This window comes from Cupriavidus sp. L7L, assembly GCF_004353535.1.
Classification (GTDB): domain Bacteria; phylum Pseudomonadota; class Gammaproteobacteria; order Burkholderiales; family Burkholderiaceae; genus Cupriavidus; species Cupriavidus oxalaticus_A.
This window is the reverse complement of sequence record NZ_SMNY01000009.1, coordinates 198,050-222,860: the sequence shown is the minus strand read 5'-3', so window position 1 is coordinate 222,860 and position 24,811 is coordinate 198,050. Positions and strand designations below refer to the sequence as shown.

At 66.1% G+C, this 24,811-nt stretch carries 22 protein-coding genes and 1 other RNA gene; 3 read left to right on the top strand and 20 right to left on the bottom strand.

Annotation, left to right across the window (positions count from 1 at the left end; translation table 11 throughout):
- Positions 1 to 48 precede the first annotated feature (48 nt).
- From rnpB to E1J61_RS08930, 5 genes are all read right to left on the bottom strand, one after another.
- Positions 49 to 389, bottom strand: an RNA gene (gene rnpB, locus E1J61_RS08950) — RNase P RNA component class A.
- Between the two features lie 23 nt (positions 390 to 412).
- A complete protein-coding gene (locus tag E1J61_RS08945) occupies positions 413 to 1,252 on the bottom strand; it encodes a DUF3025 domain-containing protein (RefSeq protein ID WP_133093722.1) in 840 nt (279 codons plus the stop codon).
- 11 nt (positions 1,253 to 1,263) lie between these two features.
- Positions 1,264 to 2,298 (bottom strand): dihydroorotase, encoded by a 1,035-nt coding sequence (pyrC, locus tag E1J61_RS08940; RefSeq protein WP_133093721.1) that lies wholly within the window; start codon positions 2,296 to 2,298, stop codon positions 1,264 to 1,266.
- A gap of 49 nt (positions 2,299 to 2,347) precedes the next feature.
- On the bottom strand, positions 2,348 to 3,655 hold the full coding sequence (locus tag E1J61_RS08935) for a glycerate kinase (RefSeq protein ID WP_133093720.1): 1,308 nt from the start codon (positions 3,653 to 3,655) through the stop codon (positions 2,348 to 2,350).
- Positions 3,652 to 4,725: a tartrate dehydrogenase gene (locus E1J61_RS08930; protein ID WP_133093719.1), complete on the bottom strand. Its 1,074-nt coding sequence runs from the start codon at positions 4,723 to 4,725 to the stop codon at positions 3,652 to 3,654. The genes E1J61_RS08935 and E1J61_RS08930 overlap by 4 nt, the downstream gene beginning before the upstream one ends.
- Before the next feature lie 157 nt (positions 4,726 to 4,882).
- Here E1J61_RS08930 and E1J61_RS08925 point away from each other — a divergent pair, with 157 nt between their 5' ends.
- Positions 4,883 to 5,713, top strand: a complete 831-nt coding sequence (locus E1J61_RS08925) for a class II glutamine amidotransferase (protein WP_029048545.1) — start codon at positions 4,883 to 4,885, stop codon at positions 5,711 to 5,713.
- Positions 5,714 to 5,794: 81 nt separating this feature from the next.
- Here E1J61_RS08925 and E1J61_RS08920 read toward each other — a convergent pair whose 3' ends face one another.
- The 7 genes from E1J61_RS08920 to E1J61_RS08890 all read right to left on the bottom strand — a co-directional run bounded on the left by E1J61_RS08920 (position 5,795) and on the right by E1J61_RS08890 (position 13,559).
- Positions 5,795 to 6,529: an amino acid ABC transporter ATP-binding protein gene (locus tag E1J61_RS08920; RefSeq protein WP_029048544.1), complete on the bottom strand. Its 735-nt coding sequence runs from the start codon at positions 6,527 to 6,529 to the stop codon at positions 5,795 to 5,797.
- Entirely contained in the window at positions 6,526 to 7,209 is a 684-nt protein-coding gene (gene gltK, locus E1J61_RS08915) for a glutamate/aspartate ABC transporter permease GltK (protein WP_133093718.1), read from the bottom strand. The genes E1J61_RS08920 and gltK overlap by 4 nt, the downstream gene beginning before the upstream one ends.
- 9 nt (positions 7,210 to 7,218) lie before the next feature.
- Complete coding sequence (locus E1J61_RS08910; RefSeq protein ID WP_133093717.1) at positions 7,219 to 7,947, bottom strand: amino acid ABC transporter permease; 729 nt, start codon at positions 7,945 to 7,947, stop codon at positions 7,219 to 7,221.
- Positions 7,948 to 8,010: 63 nt separating this feature from the next.
- Positions 8,011 to 8,910, bottom strand: coding sequence for a glutamate/aspartate ABC transporter substrate-binding protein (locus E1J61_RS08905; RefSeq protein WP_133093716.1), 900 nt, complete (start codon positions 8,908 to 8,910; stop codon positions 8,011 to 8,013).
- A gap of 278 nt (positions 8,911 to 9,188) precedes the next feature.
- Entirely contained in the window at positions 9,189 to 10,496 is a 1,308-nt protein-coding gene (locus E1J61_RS08900) for a Glu/Leu/Phe/Val dehydrogenase (RefSeq protein WP_133093715.1), read from the bottom strand.
- A gap of 138 nt (positions 10,497 to 10,634) precedes the next feature.
- Positions 10,635 to 11,582, bottom strand: a complete 948-nt coding sequence (locus tag E1J61_RS08895; RefSeq protein ID WP_133093714.1) for a LysR substrate-binding domain-containing protein — start codon at positions 11,580 to 11,582, stop codon at positions 10,635 to 10,637.
- 75 nt (positions 11,583 to 11,657) lie between these two features.
- A complete protein-coding gene (locus E1J61_RS08890) occupies positions 11,658 to 13,559 on the bottom strand; it encodes an ABC transporter ATP-binding protein/permease (RefSeq protein ID WP_133093713.1) in 1,902 nt (633 codons plus the stop codon).
- Between the two features lie 111 nt (positions 13,560 to 13,670).
- On the opposite strand from E1J61_RS08890, the gene E1J61_RS08885 reads away from it, so the two are divergent.
- Positions 13,671 to 14,075 carry an acyl-CoA thioesterase gene (locus tag E1J61_RS08885; RefSeq protein ID WP_133093712.1) on the top strand — a complete coding sequence of 135 codons (405 nt, stop codon included), beginning with the start codon at positions 13,671 to 13,673 and terminating at the stop codon, positions 14,073 to 14,075.
- Between the two features lie 84 nt (positions 14,076 to 14,159).
- On the opposite strand, the gene E1J61_RS08880 is transcribed toward E1J61_RS08885, so the two are convergent.
- The 6 genes from E1J61_RS08880 to clsB all read right to left on the bottom strand — a co-directional run bounded on the left by E1J61_RS08880 (position 14,160) and on the right by clsB (position 22,880).
- The gene (locus E1J61_RS08880) at positions 14,160 to 14,936 is read right to left on the bottom strand and encodes an enoyl-CoA hydratase (protein WP_133093711.1); all 777 of its coding nucleotides are present in this window, start codon (positions 14,934 to 14,936) and stop codon (positions 14,160 to 14,162) included.
- 30 nt (positions 14,937 to 14,966) lie between these two features.
- The gene (locus E1J61_RS08875) at positions 14,967 to 16,166 is read right to left on the bottom strand and encodes an acetyl-CoA C-acyltransferase (protein ID WP_133093710.1); all 1,200 of its coding nucleotides are present in this window, start codon (positions 16,164 to 16,166) and stop codon (positions 14,967 to 14,969) included.
- Between the two features lie 21 nt (positions 16,167 to 16,187).
- On the bottom strand, positions 16,188 to 18,656 hold the full coding sequence (locus E1J61_RS08870; RefSeq protein ID WP_133093709.1) for a 3-hydroxyacyl-CoA dehydrogenase/enoyl-CoA hydratase family protein: 2,469 nt from the start codon (positions 18,654 to 18,656) through the stop codon (positions 16,188 to 16,190).
- Positions 18,657 to 18,786: 130 nt separating this feature from the next.
- A complete protein-coding gene (locus tag E1J61_RS08865) occupies positions 18,787 to 20,574 on the bottom strand; it encodes an acyl-CoA dehydrogenase C-terminal domain-containing protein (RefSeq protein WP_133093708.1) in 1,788 nt (595 codons plus the stop codon).
- A gap of 76 nt (positions 20,575 to 20,650) precedes the next feature.
- Positions 20,651 to 21,241 (bottom strand): TetR/AcrR family transcriptional regulator, encoded by a 591-nt coding sequence (locus E1J61_RS08860; protein WP_063236773.1) that lies wholly within the window; start codon positions 21,239 to 21,241, stop codon positions 20,651 to 20,653.
- A 343-nt stretch (positions 21,242 to 21,584) separates the two neighbouring features.
- Entirely contained in the window at positions 21,585 to 22,880 is a 1,296-nt protein-coding gene (clsB, locus tag E1J61_RS08855; protein ID WP_371703340.1) for a cardiolipin synthase ClsB, read from the bottom strand.
- Between the two features lie 107 nt (positions 22,881 to 22,987).
- On the opposite strand from clsB, the gene mobB reads away from it, so the two are divergent.
- On the top strand, positions 22,988 to 23,497 hold the full coding sequence (mobB, locus tag E1J61_RS08850) for a molybdopterin-guanine dinucleotide biosynthesis protein B (RefSeq protein ID WP_133093706.1): 510 nt from the start codon (positions 22,988 to 22,990) through the stop codon (positions 23,495 to 23,497).
- Positions 23,498 to 23,527: 30 nt separating this feature from the next.
- Here mobB and E1J61_RS08845 read toward each other — a convergent pair whose 3' ends face one another.
- Together E1J61_RS08845 and nudB are read right to left on the bottom strand one after the other, a co-directional pair.
- The gene (locus tag E1J61_RS08845; RefSeq protein WP_133093705.1) at positions 23,528 to 24,313 is read right to left on the bottom strand and encodes an endonuclease/exonuclease/phosphatase family protein; all 786 of its coding nucleotides are present in this window, start codon (positions 24,311 to 24,313) and stop codon (positions 23,528 to 23,530) included.
- Positions 24,310 to 24,792 (bottom strand): dihydroneopterin triphosphate diphosphatase, encoded by a 483-nt coding sequence (gene nudB, locus E1J61_RS08840; protein WP_133093704.1) that lies wholly within the window; start codon positions 24,790 to 24,792, stop codon positions 24,310 to 24,312. Before nudB ends, E1J61_RS08845 begins: the two co-directional genes overlap by 4 nt.
- Positions 24,793 to 24,811 lie beyond the last annotated feature (19 nt).

Genomic DNA, 24,811 nt, shown 5'->3' with positions numbered 1-24,811 from the left:
TTGGCCGGCCCGGTGTGCCGCGAAGGCGCCGGGTCATGCCGAAGACTGAAGCAAAGCAGGCCGATAAGCCGGATTCTGTGCGCACCGCCCGCCTTGCGGCCAGCGGCGCGTGACAACCATTCCTCTAGGCCGGCTGTTACCAGCCGGCTCCAGCTCCCTACCCGCAGACTCAGCGGGCCGCTTCATCGCCTGCCTATTTGGGATTGCTCCAGGTGGAGGTTACCGCGTTTCACCCTTGCCGCCGGGCGAACCCGGCGGCAAGACTCGTCTCTGTGGCCCTATTCCGCACGTTGCCGTGGATGGCTGTTAGCCAACACCCTGCCCTGTGGAGTCCGGACTTTCCTCCCCCTGCACCTTGCGGTACAGGCAGCGGTTGCCTAGCCTGCTTTGCGGGCCGCAGTCTAACACCGATTCAATCGGGTTGCCGGCGTAAATCCCGCATGCGCCCGGGCCGGAACACCGTGGTGTCGGCATAGAAATCAGGTGAGGCGTTGTCGTCACACCATCCCGGGATCCCCATGACAGGCAACGGAGCGAAGCAGCGGCCGCCGCGCAGTGTGCCGGCTGCGGCAGCGTCTTGCAGCGACAACGCCACCGCCTTGTCCAGCGCGCCATCCACCACCAGCGGCAGCGTCCAGGCATGCGCGGTCACGGCTTTGTACGGCCGCACCAGCTTTTCCAGCAGTGCATGGCCGAACGGCACGACCCTGCAGGCGGCGGCCCACGCGTGCCGTTGGTCGACAAAGAGCTGCTGCCAGGCAAACCCTCGCAGCGCTTCGGCATGTTCGTCGTCTTCGCTCAGGAACAGCACCGCGTTCTCGTCGAACAGCGTGGCCGCGTCGCGTACGCCGCCGCGCGCGGTTCGTACACCTTCGCGCGCGATCACCGTGGCCTGGATCTGATTGAGCACGCGCTTGGCCCGGGGGAAATACAGCCAGACCAGGGCATTGAAGAAATCGTGGAGATTGTCGCGCGTCGGGACCTCGCCGGTGGCGTCGATATGCGCTTCGTAGGCGCTGCCCTCGGGCAAGGCCAGTTGCGGGACAAAGCGCAGCGGCAGGCCGCGCGCGTTCTGCAGGCCCATTGCGCCAGACTCTGCATCGAGCAGTGCCCGCAGGTCGGCCCCGCCCTGCACTGCCGCGGCCAGCGCCGCGCCGCGCGGGGCAAAGGGTTGGAACCATGGCCGGGACCAGTCGATCCCGGCCAGCGCGGCGGCGAAGGATTCGCCCGCCGCAGTTGCTCCGGCTGGCAATGCCGCAGCGGTCAGCGCGCCTTCCAGCGCAGCGTTTCGCCACCGCGCAGCGGCACCAGCGTGGTGTCGCCGTACGGCAGTTCGGCCGGCAACTGCCAGTCTTCGCGCTCCAGCGTCAGCGTGCCGGTGTTGCGCGGCAGGCCGTAGAAGGCCGGGCCGTTGAAGCTGGCGAAGGCTTCCAGCTTGTCCAGCGCGCCGGCGGCGTCGAAGGCCTCGGCATACAGCTCCATCGCATGCAGCGCGGTGTAGCAGCCGGCGCAGCCGCAGGCGTGCTCCTTCAGGCCGCGCGCGTGCGGCGCGCTGTCGGTGCCGAGGAAGAAGCGCGGGTTGCCGGAGGTGGCGGCCGCGACCAGCGCCTCGCGATGGGTTTCGCGCTTGAGCACCGGCAGGCAGTAATAGTGCGGGCGGATGCCGCCGGTGAAGATCGCGTTGCGGTTGTACAGCAGGTGGTGGGCAGTAATGGTGGCGCCGACCGGGCCGCTGGCTTCCAGCACGTACTGGGCGGCGTCCTTGGTGGTGATGTGCTCGAACACTACTTTCAGTTCGGGCATGTCGCGGCGCAGCGGCGCCATCACCTGGTCGATGAACACGGCCTCGCGGTCGAAGATATCGATGGCCGGGTCGGTGACTTCGCCGTGCACCAGCAGCGGCAGGCCTTCGCGCTGCATCGCTTCCAGCGCGGCGTAGCAGCGGCGGATGTCGGTCACGCCGGCGTCGCTGTTGGTGGTGGCGCCCGCCGGGTACAGCTTGACGCCGTGCACGAAGCCGCTGGCCTTGGCCGCGACGATTTCCTCGGGGCTGGTGTTGTCGGTCAGGTACAGCGTCATCAGCGGCTCGAACTGCATGCCGGCCGGCAGCGCCGCCAGGATGCGGGCGCGGTAGGCCTGCGCCTGTTCCACCGTGGTCACGGGGGGCTTCAGGTTCGGCATGATGATCGCGCGCGCGAACTGGCGGGCGGTGTCGGGCAGTACGGCGGCGAGCGCCGCGCCATCGCGCAGGTGCAGGTGCCAGTCGTCCGGGCGGGTGATGGTGAGCTTCTGGGTCATGGCTTGCGTGGGCTCGCCGCGGGGGACGGCGGCGGGCACTTTTTCAGGATCAGAGAATCAGGATGGCGCGGTAATCGTTCACGTTGGTGCGCGTGGGTCCGGTGACAACCAGGTCGCCGATGGCATCGAACAGGCCCCAGGCGTCGTGCAGGTCGAGCTGGCGCTGGCCCGGCAGGCCGGCGGCTTCGGCACGAGCCAGCGTGGTCGGGTCGGCCAGCGCGCCGGCGTTGTCTTCCGAGCCATCGATGCCGTCGGTGTCGGCCGCGATCGCGTGCACGCCGGGCATGCCTGCCAGTTCGACCGCCAGCGACAGCAGAAACTCCGAGCAGCGCCCGCCGCGCGCCTTGCCCGCGCCGCCGCCGGCCGGCAAAGTGACCGTGCACTCACCTCCGGAAATCAGCGCCACGGGCGTGGCGAACGGCGCATTGTACGCGCGAATCTCGCGCACCAGCGCGGCATAGACCCGCGCCACTTCGCTCGCCTCACCCGTCACCGTGTCGCCCAGTACTACCGGGGTGATGCCCCGTTGGCGGAACAGCGCGGCAGCGGCTTCGAGGCTGCCGTGGGCGGTGGCGATCATGGCGTTGTCGACACGATCGAACAAGGGATCGCCGGGCTTGGGCGTCTCCGGCACCTCGCCCCGCGCGCCCCGTTCCAGGTGCGACTGCACGCTGGCCGGCACCCGCGCGCCGTAGCGGCGCAGGATCTCCAGCGCGTCGTTGAAGGTGCTGGGATCGGCCACGGTCGGGCCCGAGGCGATCGCACTGGGATCGTCGCCCGCCACGTCCGAGACGATCAGCGTGGTCACCGGCGCCTGGCTGGCCTGCGCCAGCCGACCGCCCTGGATGCGCGAGATGTGCTTGCGCACGATGTTCATGTCGGTGATCGGCGCGCCACAGCGCAGCAATTCCCTGGTGGTCGCCTTCAAGTCGGCCATCGGGATACCCTCGGCCGGCAGCGACAGCAGGCTCGAGCCGCCGCCCGAGACCAGCACCAGCAGCCGGTCTTGCGGCGTCAGCGACTGCACCGCGGCCAGGATCTCCGCCGCGGCCTGCTCGCCCGACTCGTCCGGCACCGGGTGGCCGGCCTCGATCACGCGGATATGGCCGGTCGGCATGCCGTGCGCGTAGCGCGTGACCACCAGCCCTTCCAGCGTGGCCTTGCCGGCATAGGCGCGCTCGACCGCCGCGGCCATCGACGCCGCAGCCTTGCCCGCGCCCACCACCAGCGTGCGGCCACCGGCGTGCGGCGGTGGCAGGTGCTGCGCGACGATCTGCAGCGGATCGGCCGCCGCCACGGCGGCGTGGAAGGTCTCGAGCAGCAGTGCGCGGGCGTCCCCCGCGCACGCGGCGCTCACAGCGCCTCCGCGATGGCGCGGCCCAGGTCGGCAGTACCGGCCTTGCCGCCGATATCGCGCGTCAGCGGCGCGTGCTCCGGCCCGGCGGCCAGCACCTTCTCGATCGCGCCCAGCACGGCGGCGCCGGCCTCGTCATGGCCGAGGTGTTCCAGCATCATGGCGCCGCACCAGATCTGGCCGATCGGGTTGGCCACGCCGCGCCCGGCGATGTCCGGGGCCGAGCCGTGCACCGGCTCGAACAGGCTGGGGAAGGTCCGGTCGGGGTTGATATTGCCCGACGGCGCGATGCCGATGGTGCCGGTGCAGGCCGGTCCCAGGTCGGACAGGATGTCGCCGAACAGGTTGCTGGCGACCACCACGTCGAACCAGTCCGGATGCTGGACGAAATGGGCGGTCAGGATGTCGATGTGGTACTTGTCGACCTTCAGGCCGGGGTAGTTCGCAGCCATTGCCTCGACTCGCTCATCCCAGTACGGCATCGTGATTGAGATGCCGTTGGACTTGGTCGCCGATGTCAGGTGCTTTTTAGGCCGCTTCTGGGCCAGCTCGAAGGCAAACTTCAGGATACGGTCGACGCCGGTGCGGCTCATCACCGTTTCCTGCACCACGATCTCGCGCTCGGTGCCGGGGAACATGCGGCCACCGATGCTGGAGTACTCGCCCTCGGTATTCTCGCGCACCACATAGAAATCGATGTCGCCAGGATTGCGGCCCGCCAGCGGGCTCCTGATGCCGGGCATCAGCCGCACCGGGCGCAGGTTGACGTACTGGTCGAAAGAGCGGCGGAACTGCAGCAGCGAACCCCACAGCGAGACGTGGTCGGGCACCGCATCGGGCCAGCCGACCGCGCCGAAATAGATGGCGTCGTACTTGACCAGCGTGTCGAACCAGTCGTCGGGCAGCATCTTGCCGTGGCGGGCGTAGTAGTCGCAGCTGGAAAAGTCAAAGTGATCCCACTGGAAGTCGATGCCGAAGCGGCGCGCCGCGGCGTCCATCACGCGTATGCCCTCGGGCATGACTTCCGTGCCGATTCCGTCTCCGGGAATCACGGCGATCTTGTATTGGCTCATCGTTCTCGGGATTGCTGGCAGGTATGGTGGCGCCATGGCTGGCGTCATTGGCACCGTACTGGAGCGCCCGCGGGTTGCTTGGCAGCGGCCCGGGCGCGCGGGATAATGTCTGCATTCTATTGCAAAGCGGCAGCCCGCTGCCGACCGGTGCCCCGATATGTGCCAGTTGCTAGGCATGAACTGCGCCACGCCGACCGACGTGACGTTCTCCTTCACCGGCTTCGCCGCCCGCGGCGGCGTGACCGACCACCACGCCGACGGCTTCGGTGTTGCCTTCTTTGAAGACAAGGCCTGCCGCCTGTTTATCGACAACCAGTCCGCCGGCACCTCGCCGGTGGCCGACCTGATCAAGCGCTACCCGATCAAGTCCAAGAACGTCATCTCGCATATCCGCAAGGCGACGCAGGGCACGGTGCTGCTGGAGAACTGCCACCCGTTCATGCGCGAGCTATGGGGCCGGCACTGGATCTTTGCCCACAACGGCGACCTGCTGAACTTTTCCCCGTTCCTGTCGGGCGTGTACCAGCCGGTGGGCGATACCGACAGCGAACTGGCCTTCTGCACGCTGATGCAGGGCCTGCGCAAGCGCTTCCCGGGCTCGCAACCGCCGCTGAATGAACTGGGCCATGCGCTGGCCGACATCACACGCGATATCACGCTGCATGGCGTGTTCAATTTCCTGCTGAGCAACGGCCAGGCCCTGTTTGCCCACTGCTCTACCCGCCTGTACTACATTGTGCGGGAGTGGCCGTTCTCGACCGCGCACCTGATCGATGCGGACCTGTCGATCGATTTTGCCCAGGTAACCACGCCGGACGACCGTGTTGCCGTGATCGCCACCGCCCCGCTGACCGACAACGAGACCTGGACCCAGTTCGCCCCGGGCGAGCTGATCATGTTCGAGCACGGGCGTCCGGTGATGACGCTGACCGTGCCGATCCCGCCCGAAGTCCAGGCCAAGAACGCCGCCAATACAGCCTGTACCTGAGCGGCCTGCACCTGAGCCATCCGGCACACAAATGAAAAAGGGACGCCGAGGCGTCCCTTTTTCACATGGCTGGCGGTCCGCTCAATGATGCAGGATCTTCGACAGGAACTGCCGCGCACGCTCCGAACGGGCTTCGATATTGCCGAAGAACTCCTCCTTGTCGGCGTCTTCGACGATCTTGCCCTGGTCCATGAAGATCACGCGGTTGGCCACCTTGCGCGCGAAACCCATTTCGTGGGTCACGCACATCATGGTCATGCCTTCCTGCGCCAGCTGCACCATCACGTCCAGCACTTCGTTGACCATCTCGGGGTCCAGCGCCGAGGTAGGTTCGTCGAACAGCATGCAGATCGGATCCATCGACAGCGCGCGCGCGATCGCCACGCGCTGCTGCTGGCCGCCCGACAGCTGGCCGGGGTACTTCTCAGCCTGGCTCTTCAGGCCCACGCGCTCGAGGTACTTCAGGCCCTTGGCCATCGCCTCGTCCTTCGAACGGCCAAGCACCTTCATCTGCGCGATGGTCAGGTTCTCGGTGATCGACAGGTGCGGAAACAGCTCGAAGTTCTGGAACACCATGCCCACGCGCGAACGCAGCTTGGGCAGGTTGGTCTTGGGATTGCCCACCGAGGTACCGTCGACCAGGATGTCGCCCTTCTGGAATGGCTCCAGCGCGTTGACGGTCTTGATCAGCGTGGACTTGCCCGAGCCCGACGGGCCGCACACCACCACCACTTCACCCTTGGCAACCTTGGTGGTGCAGTCGGTCAGCACCTGGAAGGAGCCGTACCACTTGGAAACATTGTTGATTTCGATCATACAGCCACCTTTTTCTGGTAACGCTTGACCAGCAGCGAAGCGGAGAAACAAATGATGAAGTACACCAGGCCGGCAAACAGCAGCAGCTCGACGATACGCCCGTCGCGCTCGCCGATGCCGTAGGCCTGGCCGAAGAAGTCAGCCAGCGCGCTCACGTACACCAGCGACGTATCCTGGAACAGGATGATGCCCTGGGTCAGCAGCAGCGGCACCATGTTGCGGAACGCCTGCGGCAGGATCACAAGCCGCATCGACTGCCCGTAGGTCATGCCCAGCGCCTGCGCCGCGAACATCTGCCCGCGCGACACGCTCTGGATCCCCGCGCGGATGATCTCTGAGTAGTACGCCGCCTCGAACAGCGCGAACGCCACCAGCGCCGAGGTCATGCGCAGGTCGGTCGCTGGCGACAGGTTGAAGATGCCCTGCAGCACCTGCGGGATGATCAGGAAGAACCACAACAGCACCATCACCAGCGGGATGGAGCGGAAGATGGTCACATACCCCTGTGCGAACCAGTTCAGCAGCCGGAATGACGACAGCCGCATCATCGCCAGGATGGTGCCCCAGATGATGCCCACTACCACCGCGGTGACGGTGATCTTGAGCGAGACCATCATGCCCTCGCCCAGCACGTGCAGCGTGCTCGGGTTGATCGAGGTGAAATCGAAGGAATAAGCCATGGCGCCCCCTTACTTGCCGCCGATGAAGCCGGGCACGCGCGTGCGGGCCTCGACCCAGCGCATCAGCAGCATCACCGTGACGTTGATCAGCGCGTACATCAGCGTGACCGCGATGAACGATTCATATGGGCGCGCGGTGTAGTCCACCAGCTGGCGCCCCTGCGCGGCCAGTTCCAGCAGGCCGATGGTCGATGCCACCGCCGAGTTCTTGAAGATATTCAGGAATTCGGAGGTCAGCGGCGGCACGATCACGCGGAATGCCATCGGCAGCAGCACATGGCGGTACGTCTGCGGCAGCGTGAAGCCCATCGCCAGGCCCGCGTTCTTTTGCCCGCGCGCCAGCGAGTTGATGCCCGAGCGCACCTGTTCGCACACCCGCGCGGCGGTGAAGGTGCCCAGGCACAGCATCGCGGCCAGGAACTGCTGCGCGAAGGGGTTCATCTGCTTGATCGCCTCGCCGCCGGGCAGCAGCTCGGGCATGACGAAATACCAGATGAACAGCTGCACCAGCAGCGGGATGTTGCGGAAGATCTCGACGTAGGTGGCGGCAAAACCCGACAGCCACTTGTTGGGCGCGGTGCGCAGCACGCCAAGCACCGAGCCGATGGCCAGGGCAATGACCCAGGACGAAAGCCCCAGCGCGAGCGTGACCTTGAGACCCGAGATCATCCAGTCCAGGTAGGTCTCGTTCTGGGCGGCCTGTTCGAGGAAAACTCCCCAATGCCAGTTGTAGTTCATGTTGCGTCCTCAAAAAGAAACGGAAGGACATGCCTTCCGTTTCGCACTGCTGTCCCGATCAGATCAGTCCAGCGCCTTGTCGTTCGGCGCCTTGATCAGGGCCTTCATGTCGTCGGACAGCGGGAAGTCCAGGTTCAGGCCCTTGGGCGGAACCGGTTGCATGAACCACTTGGTGTACAGCGTGTTGACCGAACCGTCCTTCATCATGCCGGAGATCACGGTGTCGGACAGCTTCTTGAACTGCGGGTCGTCCTTGCGGATCATGCAGCCATACGACTCGCGCGACTGCGCCTTGCCCACCACGATCCAGTCGGCCGGGTTCTTGGCCTTGGCGCGCTCGCCATACAGCAGCGCGTCGTCCATCATGAATGCCACCGCGCGGCCCGATTCCAGCGTCAGGAACGACTGGCCGTGGTCCTTGGTGCTGATGATGTTCAGGCCCAGCTTCTGGTCGTCGTTCATCTTGCGCAGCAGGCGCTCCGACGTGGTGCCGGCGGTGGTGACGACGTTCTTGCCCTTCAGGTCGGCCCAGTCCTTGATGCCGGCATCCTTCTTCACCATGATGCGCGTGCCGATGATGAAGATGGAGTTGGTGAAGGCGACCTGCTTCTGGCGTTCCAGGTTATTGGTGGTCGAACCGCACTCCATGTCGATGGTGCCGTTCTGCAGCAGCGGGATGCGGTTCTGCGAGGTGATCGGGATTTCCTTGACCTGCAGGTTCGGCAGCTTCAGCTGGTCCTTGATGGCTTCCACGATCTTCATGTTGATATCGTAGGAATAGCCGACCTGGCGCACGCCGCCCAGGTTGTAATTAAACGGAATCGACGACTCGCGCACGCCAAGCGTAATCACGCCGGTATCTTTGATCTTCTTCAGCGTGCCCGTCAGTTGTTCGGCTGCCTGGGCCGTTCCGCACATCACGCCGGCGGCAATCATCAGGGAAGCCAACTTGGCAAAATTCATAACATCTCCTTGACCATAGAAGAGAAAGCGGGATTCTAGAGACAAAACCCCCTCTGGTGAAACAGTATTGCGCAGCATCCGCCGCAATACAACTGGGTTTTCTCCTAGAACCCTTATTCAGGGCAATCGGTGCGCACGTCGTCCGGATACGACAACGCGGTCTCCGGCGCTTGCCGGAGACCGCGTCTGGCGGTCATGAACCTTGGGAACCGGATCGGTTGCTGCATCGCACCATGCCAGTGCCACGCGCCTCGTTCCGGTTCACCGGTGCCCTGCGATCAGGGATACAGGCCGCGCATTTCGCGCGCCTGCAGGATCCGCGAGCAGGCCACGATAAACGCCGCCGTGCGCAACGTTACCTTGTTGTCCTGCGCCACCTGCCAGATTGCGCGGAACGCCTCTTGCATGATTCGTACCAGGCGCTGGTTGATTTCCTCTTCGGTCCAGAAGAACGAGGAGAAATCCTGCACCCATTCGAAGTAGGAAACGGTCACCCCGCCGGCGTTGGCGATCACGTCCGGCGCCACCAGGATATTGCGCTCGCGCAGGATATCGTCGGCTTCCGGGGTGGTCGGGCCGTTGGCGCCCTCGATCACCAGGCGCGCCTTGATCAGCGGCGCGTTCCTGGCGGTGATCTGGCCTTCCAGCGCGGCCGGGATCAGGATGTCGCAGTCGACTTCCCAGAACTGCTCGGTACGCAGGACTTCGCCGCGGAAGCCCTCGATGGTGCCGCTGTGCGCCGCGTACTCCATCATCGCCGGCACGTCCAGGCCGGCCGGGTCGAACAGCGTGGTGCGGTGGTCCTGCACCGCCACCACCTTGGCGCCGGCCTCATGGAACAGCTTGGCGGCCACGGCGCCCACGTTGCCGAAGCCCTGCACGGCGACGCTCGCGCCCTTGATTTCCAGGCCGATATTACGCGCGGCCTCCGAGCCCACCACGAACACACCGCGGCCGGTCGCCTCGTGGCGGCCCAGCGAGCCGCCCAGCGAGATCGGCTTGCCGGTCACCACGCCGGTGGAGGTGCTGCCCGAGTTCATCGAGTAGGTGTCCATCATCCATGCCATCACCTGGGCGTTGGTGTTGACGTCCGGCGCCGGGATGTCCTTGCTCGGCCCGATGATGATATTGATTTCGCTGGTGTAGCGGCGCGTCAGGCGCTCCAGCTCGGCGTGCGACAGCGTGCGCGGGTCGACGCGGATGCCGCCCTTGGCACCGCCGTAGGGCACGTTCACCGCGGCGTTCTTCACCGACATCCATGCCGACAGCGCCATCACTTCCGACAGCGTCACGTCCTGGTGGAAACGCACGCCGCCCTTGCCCGGGCCGCGCGACAGGTTGTGCTGTACGCGATAGCCCTCGAAGTGGGCGATGGTGCCATTGTCCAGCTCGATGGGAACGTCAACGACCAGCGCGCGCTTGGGGCGCTTCAGGGTTTCGACCCAGCGTGCCAGCGAGCCCAGGTAGGGCGTGACACGGTCGACTTGCTGCAGGTAGATGCCCCAGGGGCCGAGGTTGTCGGCGTTGAGGTAGGACGGGAGTGCGTGCTTTTGGCCAGCAATGTTGGTCGGTGCTGCGGAGGACATCGGATGGTTCCGGGGTGGAGGATGGCCGCAAGCTTAGGCTTGGCGGCCCGCCGGAATCCAATGCCGTTTGCTCATCCGGTTATGCAAGACTCGCATAACCCTTGAGGATGACTTGTCAACGTTGTGTTCCGGTGCGTGTCAGCCTTCCGACAAGGTCGACCACACCTGGTCCACCAGCTGCCGCTTGCGCCGTGCCCCCGCACCGCGCCGCTCGCCGCCGTTCTCCCCGGGTTTCTCGCGATACAAGCGTATCTCCATGTCGATCGACAACGGCAAGCCGCGCGCCGACTCCGCCCGCACCAGCTTGCCCTGCGCCACCTCCTCGCGCACCGCGCTCTCCGGCAGGAACGCCATGCCGTGGCCGGACAGCGCCATGACCTTGAGCGCCTCGGCCATGTCGGTCTCGTAGCATTTGTCGAGCTTGAGCGCTTCGGCGGTATCCGACAGCAGCAGGTCGACCATGCGCCCGAGGAAGGCATTGGGGGTGTAGCTCAGGAACGGCACCGGTTTCTTGTCGGTCCCGGGCAGCCGGAACTGCGGCTTGCCGGCGGCATCCGGCACGCTGTACGGCGACAGCCGCTCGGTACCGAGCACCAGCATGTCGTACCGCGCCGGATCGAGCTGGATGGCCTGGCGCGCATGGTGGTAGACCATCACCAGGTCGCAGCCGCCCTCGACCAGCATCAGCACCGCATCATGGACGTTGAGCGCGCGCAGCCGGCACGGCAGCGTGCCGATCTTGCGTTCCAGCGCCTTGAGCCATTCCGGAAAGAACGTAAGCGACAGCGTATGCGGCACCGCGAACTCCAGCACCTGCGCGTTGGCCGAGCGCTGCCCGCGCATCAGCGCACGGGTTTCGCTGACCTGCGCCAGCATGGCCAGCGCCTGCTCGTAGAACACCTTGCCGGCAGACGTCAGGCTGGTGGGGTAGCTGGAGCGGTCGATCAGTTCGGTCCCGACCCATGCCTCCAGCGACTGGATGCGCCGGGAGAAAGCGGGCTGCGTCACGTGGCGCAGCTCGGCCGAGCGCGAGAAGCTGTGCGTCTCGGCCAGGCTGACGAAGTCTTCAAGCCATTTGATTTCCATGACGCAGGATTATCCACCAGCGGCACGGGCGCCGTCACGTGGCTTCGCCGGCCTGCCGGCGCTACGCTTGCGTCGTTACGCGTCCTGCGTGGCGTCGCCCACGTCCACCGCAAGGGCATCCGCGCTGCGCTCCGCCTCGCCACCCTTTGCCGCCGCGCGGGCCTGGATGTCCCACATCTCCGCATAGCGGCCGCGCGCGCGCATCAGTTCGGCATGCGTGCCGCGCTCGACCACGCGGCCGTGGTCCATCACCAGGATCTGGTCGGCATGCACCACGGTGGAAAGGCGGTGCGCGATCAGCAGCGTGGTGCGGTTCTGCGCCAGCCGCATCAGCTCGGCCTGGATCGCCTGCTCGGTGCGTGAATCGAGCGCGGAGGTGGCTTCATCGAAGACCAGTACCGGCGGATTCTTCAGCAGCGTGCGCGCGATCGCCACGCGCTGCTTCTCGCCGCCGGACAGCTTCAGGCCGCGCTCGCCCACCGGCGTGTCGTAGCCCTGCGGCAGCTCGCGGATAAAGGTGTCGATCTGCGCCGCCTGCGCCGCGGCGATGACTTCCTCGCGCGTCGCGTCCGGGCGCCCGTAGGCGATGTTGTAATAGATGCTGTCGTTGAACAGCACCGTGTCCTGCGGCACGATGCCGATGGCGCGGCGCAGGCTGTCCTGCGTGATCGCGCGGATGTCCTGGCCGTCAATCTCGATCGCGCCGCTGTTGGCGTCATAGAAGCGGAACAGCAGCCGCGCCAGCGTCGACTTGCCCGAGCCGCTGTGGCCGACCACCGCGGTGGTGGTGCCTGCCGCGATATTGAAATCGACGCCGTCCAGGATCGTGCGGTCCGGCTCGTAGCCGAAGCGCACGTCGCGGAACCGCACCTGCGCGCCGTTGACCTTGAGCGGTTGCGCGCCGGGCGAATCCGCCACTTCCTGGTGCGTGCCCAGCAGCACGAACATCCGGTCCATGTCGGTGGTGGCCTGCTTGATCTCGCGGTAGATCACGCCGAGGAAGTTCAGCGGGATATAAAGCTGGATCATCAGCGTGTTGACCAGCACCAGGTCGCCCAGCGTCAGCTTGCCGTCGACAACGCCCACGGTGGCGCGCCACAGGATCAGGATCAGCCCAGCGGCGATGATGACCTGCTGGCCGAAGTTCAGGAACGACAGCGAATTCTGCGAGCGGATCGCCGCGGCGCGGTAATTGAGCAGGTTCTCGTCGTAGCGCCGGGCTTCGTATTCCTCATTGCCGAAGTACTTGACGGTCTCGAAGTTCAGCAGCGAATCGATCGCCTTCTGGTTGGCGCGTGAATCCAGCTCGTTCATCTTGCGGCGGAAGTGCGTGCGCCATTCCGTCACGACGATGGTGAAGACGATATAGCTGACCAGCGCGCAGCCGGTGATCGCCGCAAACCAGATGTCGTAGTGCAGGATGAAGAAGCCGATCACCAGCCCCATCTCCACCAGCGTGGGCAGGATGCTATACAGCGAGTACGAGATCAGCGACTGGATGCCGCGCGTGCCGCGCTCGATGTCGCGGCTCATGCCGCCGGTCTGCCGGTCCAGGTGGAAGCGCAGCGACAGCGCATGCAGGTGGCGGAACACCTGCAGCGCGATCTCGCGCACGGCGCTCTGCGTGACCTTGGAAAAGAGGATCTCCCGCAACTCGGTGAACAGCGTCGCCGACAGCCGCAACATGCCGTAGGCGACGATCAGCCCGACCGGCACCACCAGCAGCGCGCGCGGGTCGCCCGCGGTGATATTCATGCTGTCGATCAGGCGCTTCATTAGCACCGGCACGCCCAGGTTGGCCACCTTGGCCGCCACCAGGCACGCGAGCGCCAGCATCACGCGCCACTTGTAGTGCCAGACATAGGGCAGCAGGTTGCGGACAGTCTGCCAGTCGCTGCGGGGGGCGCGCTGGCCGGGAAAGAGCTTGACCGAGGCTGGGTCGGGGGCCTGCTCGGCGGTCGTGGAATAGCGGCGCATACGTTAGAATCCGGGCCAATGCGCGATTGTCGCAGGAATCGCATCGCGCGGCAGGCGAAGGGTTTTTCGCCGCGGCCCGCGCCCCCTTCGGAAGTCCACCCGCATACCGTCATGAACACTCCCCATACCGTCCCCGCCCTGCCCGCCGGCAAGAACCCCGCGCTGCGCGTGGTGCCGATGCCTGCCGACGCCAACGTGCACGGCGACGTATTCGGCGGCTGGATCATGGCGCAGGTGGATATTGCGGGGTCGATCCCGGCGGTCGAACGCGCGCAAGGCCGTGTCGCGACCGTGGCGGTCAATTCCTTCCTGTTCAAGCACCCGGTGTTCGTCGGCGACCTGGTGAGCTTCTACGCCGATATCGTCAAGACGGGCCGCACCTCGATCACGGTCGAGGTGGAGGTCTATGCGCAGCGGATGCGGCATAGCAATGAGATCGTCAAGGTGACGGAGGCGACGTTGACGTATGTGGCGACGGATGAGTCGCGGCAGCCGCGGGTGTTGCCGACGGCTTGAAGGCAACGACCGTCGCGGGTTTTCTCCCCTCTCCCGCAAGCGGGAGGGGAGAAAGAATGGGGTAGAGGAAAGTCCCTCGGCCCCTCACTCGAACTTCGTAAAATCCGGTTTCCGCTTCTCAAAGAACGCGCTGAACGCCTCCTTCGCCTCCGGCGCCACCAGCATGCGCCGGAACACCTCGCCCTCGTCGGCCATCTGTTTTTCCACTTCGGCCATCGCGCCCGATTTCATCAGGCGCTTGCTCTCGCGCAGCGACGAAGCCGGCAGCGCCGCCAGCTTGCGCGCCTGCTGCAGCGCGAAGTCGTGCAGTTCCGCCACCGGCAGCACGCGCGTCACCAGGCCGATCTCCAGCGCTTCCTGCGCACTGAAGGCCTCGCCCAGCATCAGCTTCTCGGCGGCGCGCTGGTAGCCGACCAGGCGCGGCAGCAGCAGGCTCGAGGCCGCCTCGGGGCACAGTCCCAGCTGCACGAACGGCAGCGACAGCCTGGCTGTGTCCGACGCATAGACGAAGTCGCAATGCAGCAGCATGGTGGTGCCCACGCCGACCGCCGCGCCGCTGACCGCCGCAACGACAGGCTTGCTGGCATGGCTGATCTGGTACAGGAACTGGAACACCGGCGCCTGTTCCGCGCCCTCGCCTGCAGTCGGCGGGCGTTGCATGAAATCTTCCAGGTCATTGCCGGCGGTAAAGATCTCGGGCTTGCCGCGCAGCAGGATCACGCGCACATTGCGATCGGTCTCGGCCGCACGCAGTGCGTCGGCCAGCGCCTGGTACATCGCCGCGGTGATGGCGTTTTTCTTGTCGATGCGGTCGAACTCGAGCGTCAGGATGCCCTGCTCGATGCGGGTAAGGATGCTCATGATCTCCTCGTTCTTTGGTGGCTGTGGCAATCAGACGCGCTCGAAGATCCCTGCGGCGCCCATGCCCGTGCCGACGCACATGGTTACCATGCCGTACTTCAGGTTGTGGCGGCGCAGCGCGTGCACCACTGTGGCCGAGCGGATCGCACCGGTGGCACCCAGCGGGTGGCCCAGCGCGATCGCGCCGCCCATGCGGTTGACCCTGGCGGGATCGAGATCCAGGTCGCGCATCACGGCCAGCGATTGCGCGGCGAACGCTTCGTTCAGCTCGATCCAGTCGATCTGGTCCTGCGTCAGGCCCGCCGCCTTCAGCGCGGCCGGGATCGCTTCCTTCGGGCCGATGCCCATGATCTCTGGCGGCACGCCGCGCACCGCGAACGAGACGAAGCGCGCCAGCGGCACCAGGTTGAACTGCTTGAGGATCTTCTCCGAAACCAGGATCAGCGCGCCGGCGCCGTCCGAGGTCTGCGAGCTGTTGCCGGCGGTGACGCTGCCCTTGTTGGCAAACACGGGGCGCAGCTTGCCGAGGCCTTCCAGCGTGGTGTCGGGACGTGGGCCTTCGTCCAGCGAGATGGTGCGGGTCTTCACGCTGACCTGGCCGCTGGCGAGGTCGGGGAAGCGCTCGACGATCTCGATCGGCGTGATCTCGTCCTTGAACTCGCCGGCCTGCTGCGCCGCGATGGCCTTCTGGTGCGAAGCCAGCGAGAACGCATCCTGGTCCTCGCGGCTGACCTTCCACTGCTGCGCCACCTTCTCGGCGGTCAGGCCCATGCCATAGGCAATGCCCACGTTCTCGTCGCGCGTAAAGATGTCCGGCGACATCGACGGCGAGTTGCCCATCATCGGCACCATGCTCATCGACTCGATGCCGGCGGCGATCATCACGTCCGACTCGCCCACGCGGATGCGGTCGGCCGCCATCGCCACGGCGCTCACGCCCGAGGCGCAGAAGCGGTTGACGGTGATGCCGCCCACGGTATTGGGCAGGCCCGACAGCAGCGCGCCGATACGCGCCACGTTCAGGCCCTGCTGCGCTTCAGGAATGGCGCAGCCGACAATGGCGTCCTCGATCAGCTTCGGGTCCAGATCCGGCACCTGGGCCACGGCGGCCTTCAGGATGGTGGCCAGCAGGTCGTCCGGGCGCGTGTTCTTGAACGCGCCCTTGGGGGCCTTGCCGATCGGCGAGCGGGTGGCCGCAACGATGTATGCGTCTTGCAGTTGTTTCATGATGTCGGTTCCTCGCTTGCCTGATTAGTTACGCACCGGCTTGCCGGTCTGCAGCATGCCCATGATGCGCTCCTGCGTCTTGCCCGTGCCCAGCAGGTCGACGAAGGCCTTGCGCTCCAGCGCCAGCAGCCAGTCTTCGCTGACCAGCGAGCCGGCCTCGACGTCGCCGCCGCATACCACTTCGGCGATGCGGGAGGCGATCAGGAAGTCATGCGCGGAGATAAAGCCGCCGTCGCGCATATTGACCAGCGACGCCTTGATGGTGGCGATGCCCGAGCGGCCAGCCACCGGGATCAGCGCCGGCAGCGGCGCACGGTAGCCGGCATCGGCCAGTGCGCGCACTTCGTTCTGCGCCACGTGCAGCAGCTCGTGCACGTTGAAGACGATCCTGTCGGACGGCTGCAGGTAGCCCATCTGGCGCGCTTCCAGCGCCGATGCGGAGACCTTGGCCATTGCCGCGCTCTGGAAGCGGCTGGTCAGGAATTGCAGGTAGTTGGTGCTGCCTGCCGCCTGGGCGGCGCGTGCCGCGGCCAGCGCGGCTTCCTTCAGGCCGCCTCCGGCCGGAACCAGGCCCACGCCCACTTCGACCAAACCGACATACGTCTCCAGCGCGGCCACGCGTGCAGCGGAATGCAGCATCAGCTCGCAACCGCCGCCCAGCGCGATGCCGGACGCCGCCGACACCACCGGCACCGACGCGTACTTCACGCGCATCATGCCGTCCTGGAACTTCTTCACGAACGGCTCGATGCCCTTGGCGCCGCCCATCATGAAGGCCGGCATCGCCGCCTCCAGGTTGGCGCCCGCCGAGAACGGGCCGCCCGGCGCGCCGAGTTGCAGCGAAGTCGGCTGCCACACCACCAGGCCCTTGTACTGCGCTTCGGCGAGGTCGATGGCGCGGGTCAGGCCGTCGATCACGTCCGGGCCGATGGTGTTCATCTTGCTCTTGAACGAGACCACCAGCACGTCGTCCTGGCCTTCGCTGACCCAGATGCGCACGGCGTCGTTCTCCTCGACGGTGCGGCCCGCCTTGCGCGGATCGGCGGCGGCATCGCCCTTCAGCGCGGCACGGAACGCCTGGCGCTGGTACACCGGCAGCGTGCTGCGCGCGACGAACGACTGCGTCGCCGGCGACCACGAACCTTCGGCGGCATGCACGCCCTGGCGCTCGGCGACAGGGCCTTCAAAGACCCATGCCGGCAGCGGCGCGGCCGACAGCGCCTTGCCGCTTTCCACGTCTTCCTTCACCCACTCGGCCACCTGCTTCCAGCCGGCCGACTGCCAGTCCTCGAACGGTCCGGAGTTCCAGCCGAAGCCCCAGCGGATCGCCAGGTCGATATCGGCGGCCGAGCCGGCGATCTGCTCCAGGTACACGGCGATGTAGTGGAACACGTCGCGGAACACCGCCCACAGGAACTGCGCCTGCGGGTTGGTCGACTCGCGCAGCAGCCTGATGCGCTCGGCCGGCTCCTTCTTCAGCATGCGCACCACGATCTCGTCGGCCTTCTTGCCCGACTCGACATACTGGCCGGTCTTGGCGTCCAGCACCTTGATGGCCTTGCCTTCCTTCTTGTAGAAGCCGGCGCCGGTCTTCTGGCCCAGCGCGCCAGCATCGACCAGGCCTTTGAGCACGGCCGGCGTCTTGTACACCGGCGCGAACGGGTCGTCGTGCAAATTGTCCTGCATGGTCTTGATCACGTGCGCCATGGTGTCCAGGCCGACCACGTCCGCGGTGCGGAAGGTGGCGGACTTGGCGCGGCCCAGCTTGGAGCCGGTCAGGTCGTCGACCACGTCGAACGGAATGCCGAATTTCTCGGCCTCGGCGAACACCGCCAGGATCGAAAAGATGCCGACGCGGTTGGCGATGAAGTTGGGCGTGTCCTTGGCGCGCACCACGCCCTTGCCGAGCGTGGTGGTCAGGAAGGCTTCCAGCTTGTCGAGGATCTCCGGCTGCGTGGTCGCGGTCGGGATCAGCTCGACCAGGTGCATGTAGCGCGGCGGGTTGAAGAAGTGGACGCCGCAGAAGCGCGACTTCAGGTTGTCCGCATTTTCCCCGCCTAACCCATCGGACAGCGCGGTGATCGACAGGCCCGAGGTGTTGGTGGCGAAGATCGCGTGCGAAGCCAGGTGCGGCGCGACCTTCTTGTACAGGTCGTGCTTCCAGTCCATGCGCTCGGCGATCGCCTCGATCACCAGGTCGCACTCCTTGAGCAGCGCGATGTCGTCTTCGTAGTTGGCCGCCTGGATCAGGCCGGCTTCGTCCTTGATGCCCAGCGGCGCGGGCGACAGCTTCTTCAGGTTCTCGATGGCACGCAGGGCGATGCCGTTCTTCGCGACCGGGGAAGCGGACGGGGCCCCTCCCCCGTCCTTGTCGTTCGCGGGAAGGTCGAACAGCACCACGGGCACGCGCGCGTTGATCAGGTGGGCGGCGATCTGCGCCCCCATGACGCCGGCACCCAGCACGGCGACTTTCTTGACGATGAAATTGGACATGCTCGCTCCTGGATTAGTGAGCGTTGAGGTGAGAGTTTTTGCGGGCTCTTGCGTTGGCGGTCGGCGTTCTCTCCTCTCCCGCGAGCGGGAGAGGGAGCAGACCGGCGGCATGGAAAGCCGCCTCAACGAATCAGAACAAATCCGCGTCCAGCGCCATCAGCGAAGCCGAACCCGCGCGCGCCTTGCGGATCTCGCCGGCCGTTTCCGGCAGCAGCTTGGCAAAGTAGAAGCGCGCCGTAGCCAGCTTGGCGGTGTAGAATTTGTCGCCGCTGGCTTCCTTCTCCAGCGCGATCTTGGCCATCCGCGCCCAGAAGTACGAGAACACCAGGTGGCCCACCACGCGCAGGTATGGCACCGCGGCAGCGCCTACCTCGTCGGCGTTGCCCATCGCCTTCATGCCGATTTCCATGGTCAGCTTCTGCACCTTGTCGCCCAGGTCGGCCAGCGGGTTGACGAACTCCTGCATGGCTTCGTTGGTGCCCTCTGCTTCCACGAACTCTTGCACGATCTTGCCGAAGGCCTTCATCTTGGCGCCCATGTCGCCCAGGATCTTGCGGCCCAGCAGGTCCAGCGACTGGATCGTGTTGGTGCCTTCGTAGATCATGTTGATGCGGGCGTCGCGCACGTATTGCTCCATGCCCCATTCGGAGATGTAGCCGTGGCCGCCGAACACCTGCATGCCTTCGTTGGTCGAGGTGAAGGCGTTGTCGGTCAGGAAGGCCTTGATCACCGGCGTCAGCAGCGCGACCAGGTCGCCGGCCTGCTTGCGCACGGCTTCGTCCGGGTGCGACAGTTCGCGGTCGATCTGCAGCGCGGTCCAGTAGCTGAAGGCGCGGCCGCCTTCGGCGTAGGCGCGCTGGGTCAGCAGCATGCGGCGCACGTCGGGGTGCACGATGATCGGGTCGGCGGCCTTTTCCGGCGCCTTCGGGCCGGTCAGCGCGCGCATCTGCAGGCGGTCCTTGGCGTAGGCGACCGAGTTCTGGTACGCCACCTCGGTCAGGCCCAGGCCCTGCGCGCCCACGCCCAGGCGCGCGGCGTTCATCATCACGAACATGGCGTTCAGGCCCTTGTTGGCCTCGCCCACCAGCCAGCCGCGCGCGCCGTCCAGGTTCATCACGCAGGTGGCGTTGCCGTGGATGCCCATCTTGTGCTCGATCGAGCCGCACTGGATGCCGTTGCGCTCGCCCGGGTTGCCGCTGGCATCGGGGATGAACTTGGGCACCACGAACAGCGAGATGCCCTTGGTGCCGCCGGGCGCGTCCGGCAGGCGGGCCAGCACCAGGTGGATGATGTTTTCGGCCAGGTCGTGCTCGCCGGCGGAGATGAAGATCTTGGTGCCGGTGATCAGATAGGAGCCGTCGGCCTGCGGCTCGGCCCTGGTGCGCAGGATGCCCAGGTCGGTGCCGCAATGCGGCTCGGTCAGGCACATGGTGCCGGTCCAGACGCCGGACACCAGCTTGGGCAGGTAGGCCTGCTGCAACTCCGGCGTGCCGTGCGCATGCAGCGCCTCATAGGCGCCGTGCGACAGGCCCGGGTACATGGTCCACGCCTGGTTGGCCGAGTTCAGCATCTCGTAGACCACGTTGTTGACCACGATCGGCAGACCCTGGCCACCGAAGGCCGGGTCGCACGCCAGCGCCGGCCAGCCGGCCTCGACGTACTGCTGGTAGGCTTCCTTGAAGCCGGTGGGGGCCTTGACCACGCCGTCGCCGACATAGGTGCAGCCCTCGCGGTCGCCCACCTGGTTGAGCGGGAACACCACGTCCGAGCAGAACTTGCCGGCTTCCTCGATGACCTGGTTGATGGTGTCCGCGTCGATGTCCGCGTGCGGCGGCATCGCCTTGAGTTCGGCTTCGGCGCCGAGCAGTTCATGGAGCACGAACTGCATGTCGCGCAACGGTGCGGTGTACTGGCCCATCAGAGACTCCTTGGAGTTATACGATGCCGCCACGCCGCCCGCCTCGCTTGTCGCGATCCGGTCCGACCCGACGGCCTCAGGTACGGTAAGACTGAATCAGTTTGTTGAGCGCGACCATGGCAAGCTCGGCACTGTCAGGCAGGCGCAGGAAACGGGCGTCATGATGCAAGCCTAGTTCAAGGCTATACATCTCGAACAGCATCAGGCGCGGATCGCAATCCGCACGCAAATGCCCCTCTTCCTTGGCCTGGTCGATGGCGCGATTCAGCGCTGCCCGCCAGATGGTGACGCTCTTGACCAGCTCGTCACGCACCAGGCTGCCGGTACGGTCGTCGTACTCCACGGCGCCGCTGATGTAGATACATCCAGTCGTCACTTCCTGGATGCGCTTCTCCATCCAGCGCCGCACCATCGACCACAGCCGGGGCAGTCCGCGCGGCTCCTGCAGCGAGGGGTAGAACACCTCCTGCTCGAACCTGCGGTGATACTCCCGCACCACCTCCACCTGCAGGTCTTCGCGCGAACCGAAGTGCGCGAAGACGCCGCTCTTGCTCATCTGCATCCGTTCCGCGAGCAGGCCGATGGTCAGACCCTCAAGCCCGTCGCGGGACGACAGTTCCAGTGCGGCATCCAGAATTGCCACGCGCGTCATTTCACCCTTGCGCATGGGCGCGGGGGAGGCGGCGGCGGATTCGAGACGGGCTGACTGGTGTCGCATGTTATTTCTCCGTTCTGCAAAGGCCCTGCTGCGGCCTGTGCGTATGACCCTGACGTTGCATTTTGTTTGCGGACGCTGGCGAATTTGCCGCTGCATACCGCGAATGCACGCAGTCTAAGCCAAAAAAGAACGGTCGTTCAGATTATTCTGGCGCAGCAGTCGACCTTCAAGCTTTTAATTAGACCCGTGTTTCTAAATGGGCCGCAATGCAGCATGCCCGTCACGCAAGGCGACGCAACGGCTCGCAAGCCGTGCGTTGCCGCATGGCAGCAAACGCACAGTGGCAATCGTTTCAGTAGCGCCCCGTGACGCCGGCGATGATCACGCCGAGCCGCAGCAGCATGTACGCGGTCCAGTTCGCCAGCCGGTGCAGCGGCGAGCGCCGTGCATGGGCTTCCGGCATGACGCGCACGCTGCGGTGCGCAATGGCGCTTTCCAGCGCCGTGCGCAGTTCCGCGGCAAAGGCAGCATCATAAACGGCCACGTTGGCTTCGCGCGCCAGCAGCAGGCTGAACGGGTCCATATTGCTCGAACCCACGGTGGCCCACGCTTCGTCGACCACGCCGACCTTGGCGTGCAGGAAGCTCTCTGCGTACTCGTAGATCTCCACGCCGGCTTCCAGCAGGGAGGCATAGAGCGCGTGCGTAGCGTAGTGCTGCAGCCGGTATTCGACCATGCCCTGCAGCAGCAGCCGCACGCGCACGCCGCGCGCGCGGCAGGCCAGCAGCGCGCGGCGCATCTTGTGGCCGGGCAGGAAGTAGGCGTTGGCCAGGATCACATCATGGCGCGCGGCGCCGAGCGCGCGCAGGTATTCGCGTTCGATGGTGCGGCGGTTGCGCAGGTTGTCGCGCAGCAGCAGCGCGGCGCGCACGCCGCCGCTGGGCTCGGCACGGGGTGGCAGGTCGGTCAGCAGCGGGTAGTCGGCCACCGCTGCGGCGCGGCCGCTGCCGTACGTGTCGCGCAGCGCCAGGCGCCACCAGAGCCGTTCGGCGGTCAGAGCGATGCGGTCCACCAGCGGGCCGCTGACCTGCACCGCGAAGTCGTAGCGCGGTCCCAGGTTGGTGCCTTCGAACGGGCCGTGGTTGAGGTCGTCGATGATGTTGATGCCTCCGACGAAGGCCACCTGCCCGTCGATCACCGCCAGCTTGCGGTGCAGCCGGCGCAGGTGGCGCCGGGCCAGCCGGAAGCCGTGCAGCTTGCGGTAGACGCGCAGCTGTACGCCGCCCGCGCTCAGGCGCTCGGCCATGGCGGCGGGCATGTCGCCGGCGCCGAAGCCGTCGACGGTGACGCGAACCGAGACGCCGCGCGCGGCGGCACGTACCAGCGCTTCGCTGACGGCGCGGCCAATGTCGTCGTCGGCATAGATGTAGGTTTCCAGCACTACCTGGAAAGCGGCCTGGTCGATCGCTTCGATCAGCGCGGGAAAGAAGTCCTGGCCGCCGTGCAGCAGGCGCACGGTGTTGCCGCTGGTCGGCTTGCCGCGGCGCCATGTCCAGCGCAGCATGCGATGGCGTTGCCCGTCGGCAGTGTTTTCGGCAGTGCCAGCGGCGGTCACATGCGGCCGCTCGGAGTGGGATATCCGTGACATGCCGAGATTATCGGACAGAATGCTGTCCGGAAGGCGCCCCGTGCACATGTGGGCGGATCTCTGCTATCGTCGTTGCCATCATCGACGCGCCCCCCACGGATCCGATCGTGAAGGTATTCGGCATCACCGGCTCGTCCGGCAGCGGCAAAACCACGCTGCTCGACCAGCTGATCCCCCGCTTTGTCGCCGCCGGCGTGCGCGTGGCCGGCGTCAAGCACACCCACCACGGCTTCGATCCCGACACGCCAGGCAAGGACTCCTGGCGCATGCGCGAGGCCGGCTGCGCCAACGTGGTGCTGGTCGGCGCGCGCCACCTGACGTTGATGCGACACTATCCCGAGGCAGTGCCTTCGCCCGAGCTGGACGACGCGCTGGCGGTGCTGCCGGCCGACACCGACCTGGTGCTGGTGGAGGGCTACAAGCGCAGCGATTTTCCAAAGCTGGAGGTGTTCCGGCCCGGGCTGGGGCGTGCGCCGCTGTGGGACGAAGTACCGGGGGTGGTGGCGGTGGCTAGCGAAGATGTCGCGGGCACCGCGGCGATGACGTCGTTGCCGGTGCTGGATTTGAACGATCCGGATGCGGTGTTCGCCTTTATCCGCGACTATTCGAGCCGCTAGCTGTTCCCCGACGCGGCCTGCGCGACTGCCTCAGGCAGCCTTGTCCCGCTGCTCGGCCGCCGCTTCCACAGCCTCCTTGTGCGCACGACCCAGTTCCGCCACCAGCGGCACATGGTCCGACCGCTGCGCCCAGTCCCGCCCGGTCAGCGCGTGCGCGCGCTCGATCTCGAAGCCGCGCACGTAGATCCGGTCCAGCTGCCACCACGGCATATGGCTCGGGAACGTATGCAGCCGCGCGCCGCGCGCGTGCGACGCCTCCACCGCATGCAGCGTATTGCAGATCTGCGCATCGAGCCGGTGGTTCCAGTCGTTGAAGTCGCCGGCGATCACCAGCGGCACCCCCTCGGGCACCACGTTGCGCACGCGCTCGACCAGCGCCTCGGCCTGGCGGGCGCGGCTGCGGGCGAACAGGCCGAAATGCACGCAGATCAGGTGGGTCTCGATGCCGTTGATGTCCGCCACCGCATGCAGCAGTCCGCGCTGTTCGAAGCGGTGGTCGGAAATGTCGAGGTTTTCGGACATCAGGATCGGATGGCGCGACAGGATCGCGTTGCCGTGATGGCCGTAGTCATAGACCGCGTTGCGCCCGTAGACCGAATGCGGATACGCATCGGTCGCCAGGTAGTTGAGCTGGGTATGGTCGGGATCGAACAGCGCCGCCGCCACCAGGCGGTCGTTGCGGTCCTGCACTTCCTGCAGGAAGACGATGTCCGCATCCATCGCATGCAGGCCGGCCCGCACGTTCTGGATGCGCGGGCGCCGCGACAGGCCGGTCACCCCCTTGTGGATGTTGTAGGTGACCACGCGCAGTTTCATGGCTGCGCTCCGCATAGCGCCTGCTGCCCGGCGGCACCGGCCGCGCGCCAGGCCAGCTGGCGGATGGCTTCGGCATTGCTGCTGGAGAAGCATTGGGCGGCGGCCTGCTCCCACGGCAGCCACTTGTATTGCAGGTGCTCGCGTGGCGCCAGCGTCACCGGCAACGCTTCATGCACACGCAGGCCGAACCAGTGCTCGGTATTGCGCGTGACGCCTTCGGCGTAGCGGTGCCGCCACTGCGGGTAGATCTCGTACTGGATCGAATGGCCCCAGTCGGCCAGCAGGTGCTCGCCGGTAATGATGCCGGTTTCCTCCGCCACCTCGCGTGCGGCGGTCAATGCCAGGGGTTCGTCCAGGGTATCGAGGCTGCCGGTCACGGACTGCCAGAACCCCGGGCGATCGGCGCGTTCCAGCAGCAAGACTTGAAGATCTGGCGTGTAGATCACGACCAGCACGGATTCCGGAATCTTGTAGGGCATGGGACTGGGCGAAAGGACA

Bases quoted from the DNA above. Each gene is read 5' to 3' on its own strand.
- E1J61_RS08905 (WP_133093716.1), bottom strand. From the start codon at position 8,910: ATGAATTTTGCCAAGTTGGCTTCCCTGATGATTGCCGCCGGCGTGATG.
- E1J61_RS08845 (WP_133093705.1), bottom strand. From the start codon at position 24,313: ATGAAACTGCGCGTGGTCACCTACAACATCCACAAGGGGGTGACCGGC.
- gltK (WP_133093718.1), bottom strand. From the start codon at position 7,209: ATGGCTTATTCCTTCGATTTCACCTCGATCAACCCGAGCACGCTGCAC.
- E1J61_RS08865 (WP_133093708.1), bottom strand. From the start codon at position 20,574: ATGGGCCAGTACACCGCACCGTTGCGCGACATGCAGTTCGTGCTCCAT.
- E1J61_RS08910 (WP_133093717.1), bottom strand. From the start codon at position 7,947: ATGAACTACAACTGGCATTGGGGAGTTTTCCTCGAACAGGCCGCCCAG.
- E1J61_RS08870 (WP_133093709.1), bottom strand. From the start codon at position 18,656: ATGTCCAATTTCATCGTCAAGAAAGTCGCCGTGCTGGGTGCCGGCGTC.
- E1J61_RS08920 (WP_029048544.1), bottom strand. From the start codon at position 6,529: ATGATCGAAATCAACAATGTTTCCAAGTGGTACGGCTCCTTCCAGGTG.
- E1J61_RS08885 (WP_133093712.1), top strand. From the start codon at position 13,671: ATGAACACTCCCCATACCGTCCCCGCCCTGCCCGCCGGCAAGAACCCC.
- clsB (WP_371703340.1), bottom strand. From the start codon at position 22,880: ATGTCACGGATATCCCACTCCGAGCGGCCGCATGTGACCGCCGCTGGC.
- E1J61_RS08890 (WP_133093713.1), bottom strand. From the start codon at position 13,559: ATGCGCCGCTATTCCACGACCGCCGAGCAGGCCCCCGACCCAGCCTCG.
- E1J61_RS08860 (WP_063236773.1), bottom strand. From the start codon at position 21,241: ATGCGCAAGGGTGAAATGACGCGCGTGGCAATTCTGGATGCCGCACTG.
- nudB (WP_133093704.1), bottom strand. From the start codon at position 24,792: ATGCCCTACAAGATTCCGGAATCCGTGCTGGTCGTGATCTACACGCCA.
- E1J61_RS08880 (WP_133093711.1), bottom strand. From the start codon at position 14,936: ATGAGCATCCTTACCCGCATCGAGCAGGGCATCCTGACGCTCGAGTTC.
- E1J61_RS08925 (WP_029048545.1), top strand. From the start codon at position 4,883: ATGTGCCAGTTGCTAGGCATGAACTGCGCCACGCCGACCGACGTGACG.
- pyrC (WP_133093721.1), bottom strand. From the start codon at position 2,298: ATGACCCAGAAGCTCACCATCACCCGCCCGGACGACTGGCACCTGCAC.
- E1J61_RS08895 (WP_133093714.1), bottom strand. From the start codon at position 11,582: ATGGAAATCAAATGGCTTGAAGACTTCGTCAGCCTGGCCGAGACGCAC.
- E1J61_RS08930 (WP_133093719.1), bottom strand. From the start codon at position 4,725: ATGAGCCAATACAAGATCGCCGTGATTCCCGGAGACGGAATCGGCACG.
- E1J61_RS08900 (WP_133093715.1), bottom strand. From the start codon at position 10,496: ATGTCCTCCGCAGCACCGACCAACATTGCTGGCCAAAAGCACGCACTC.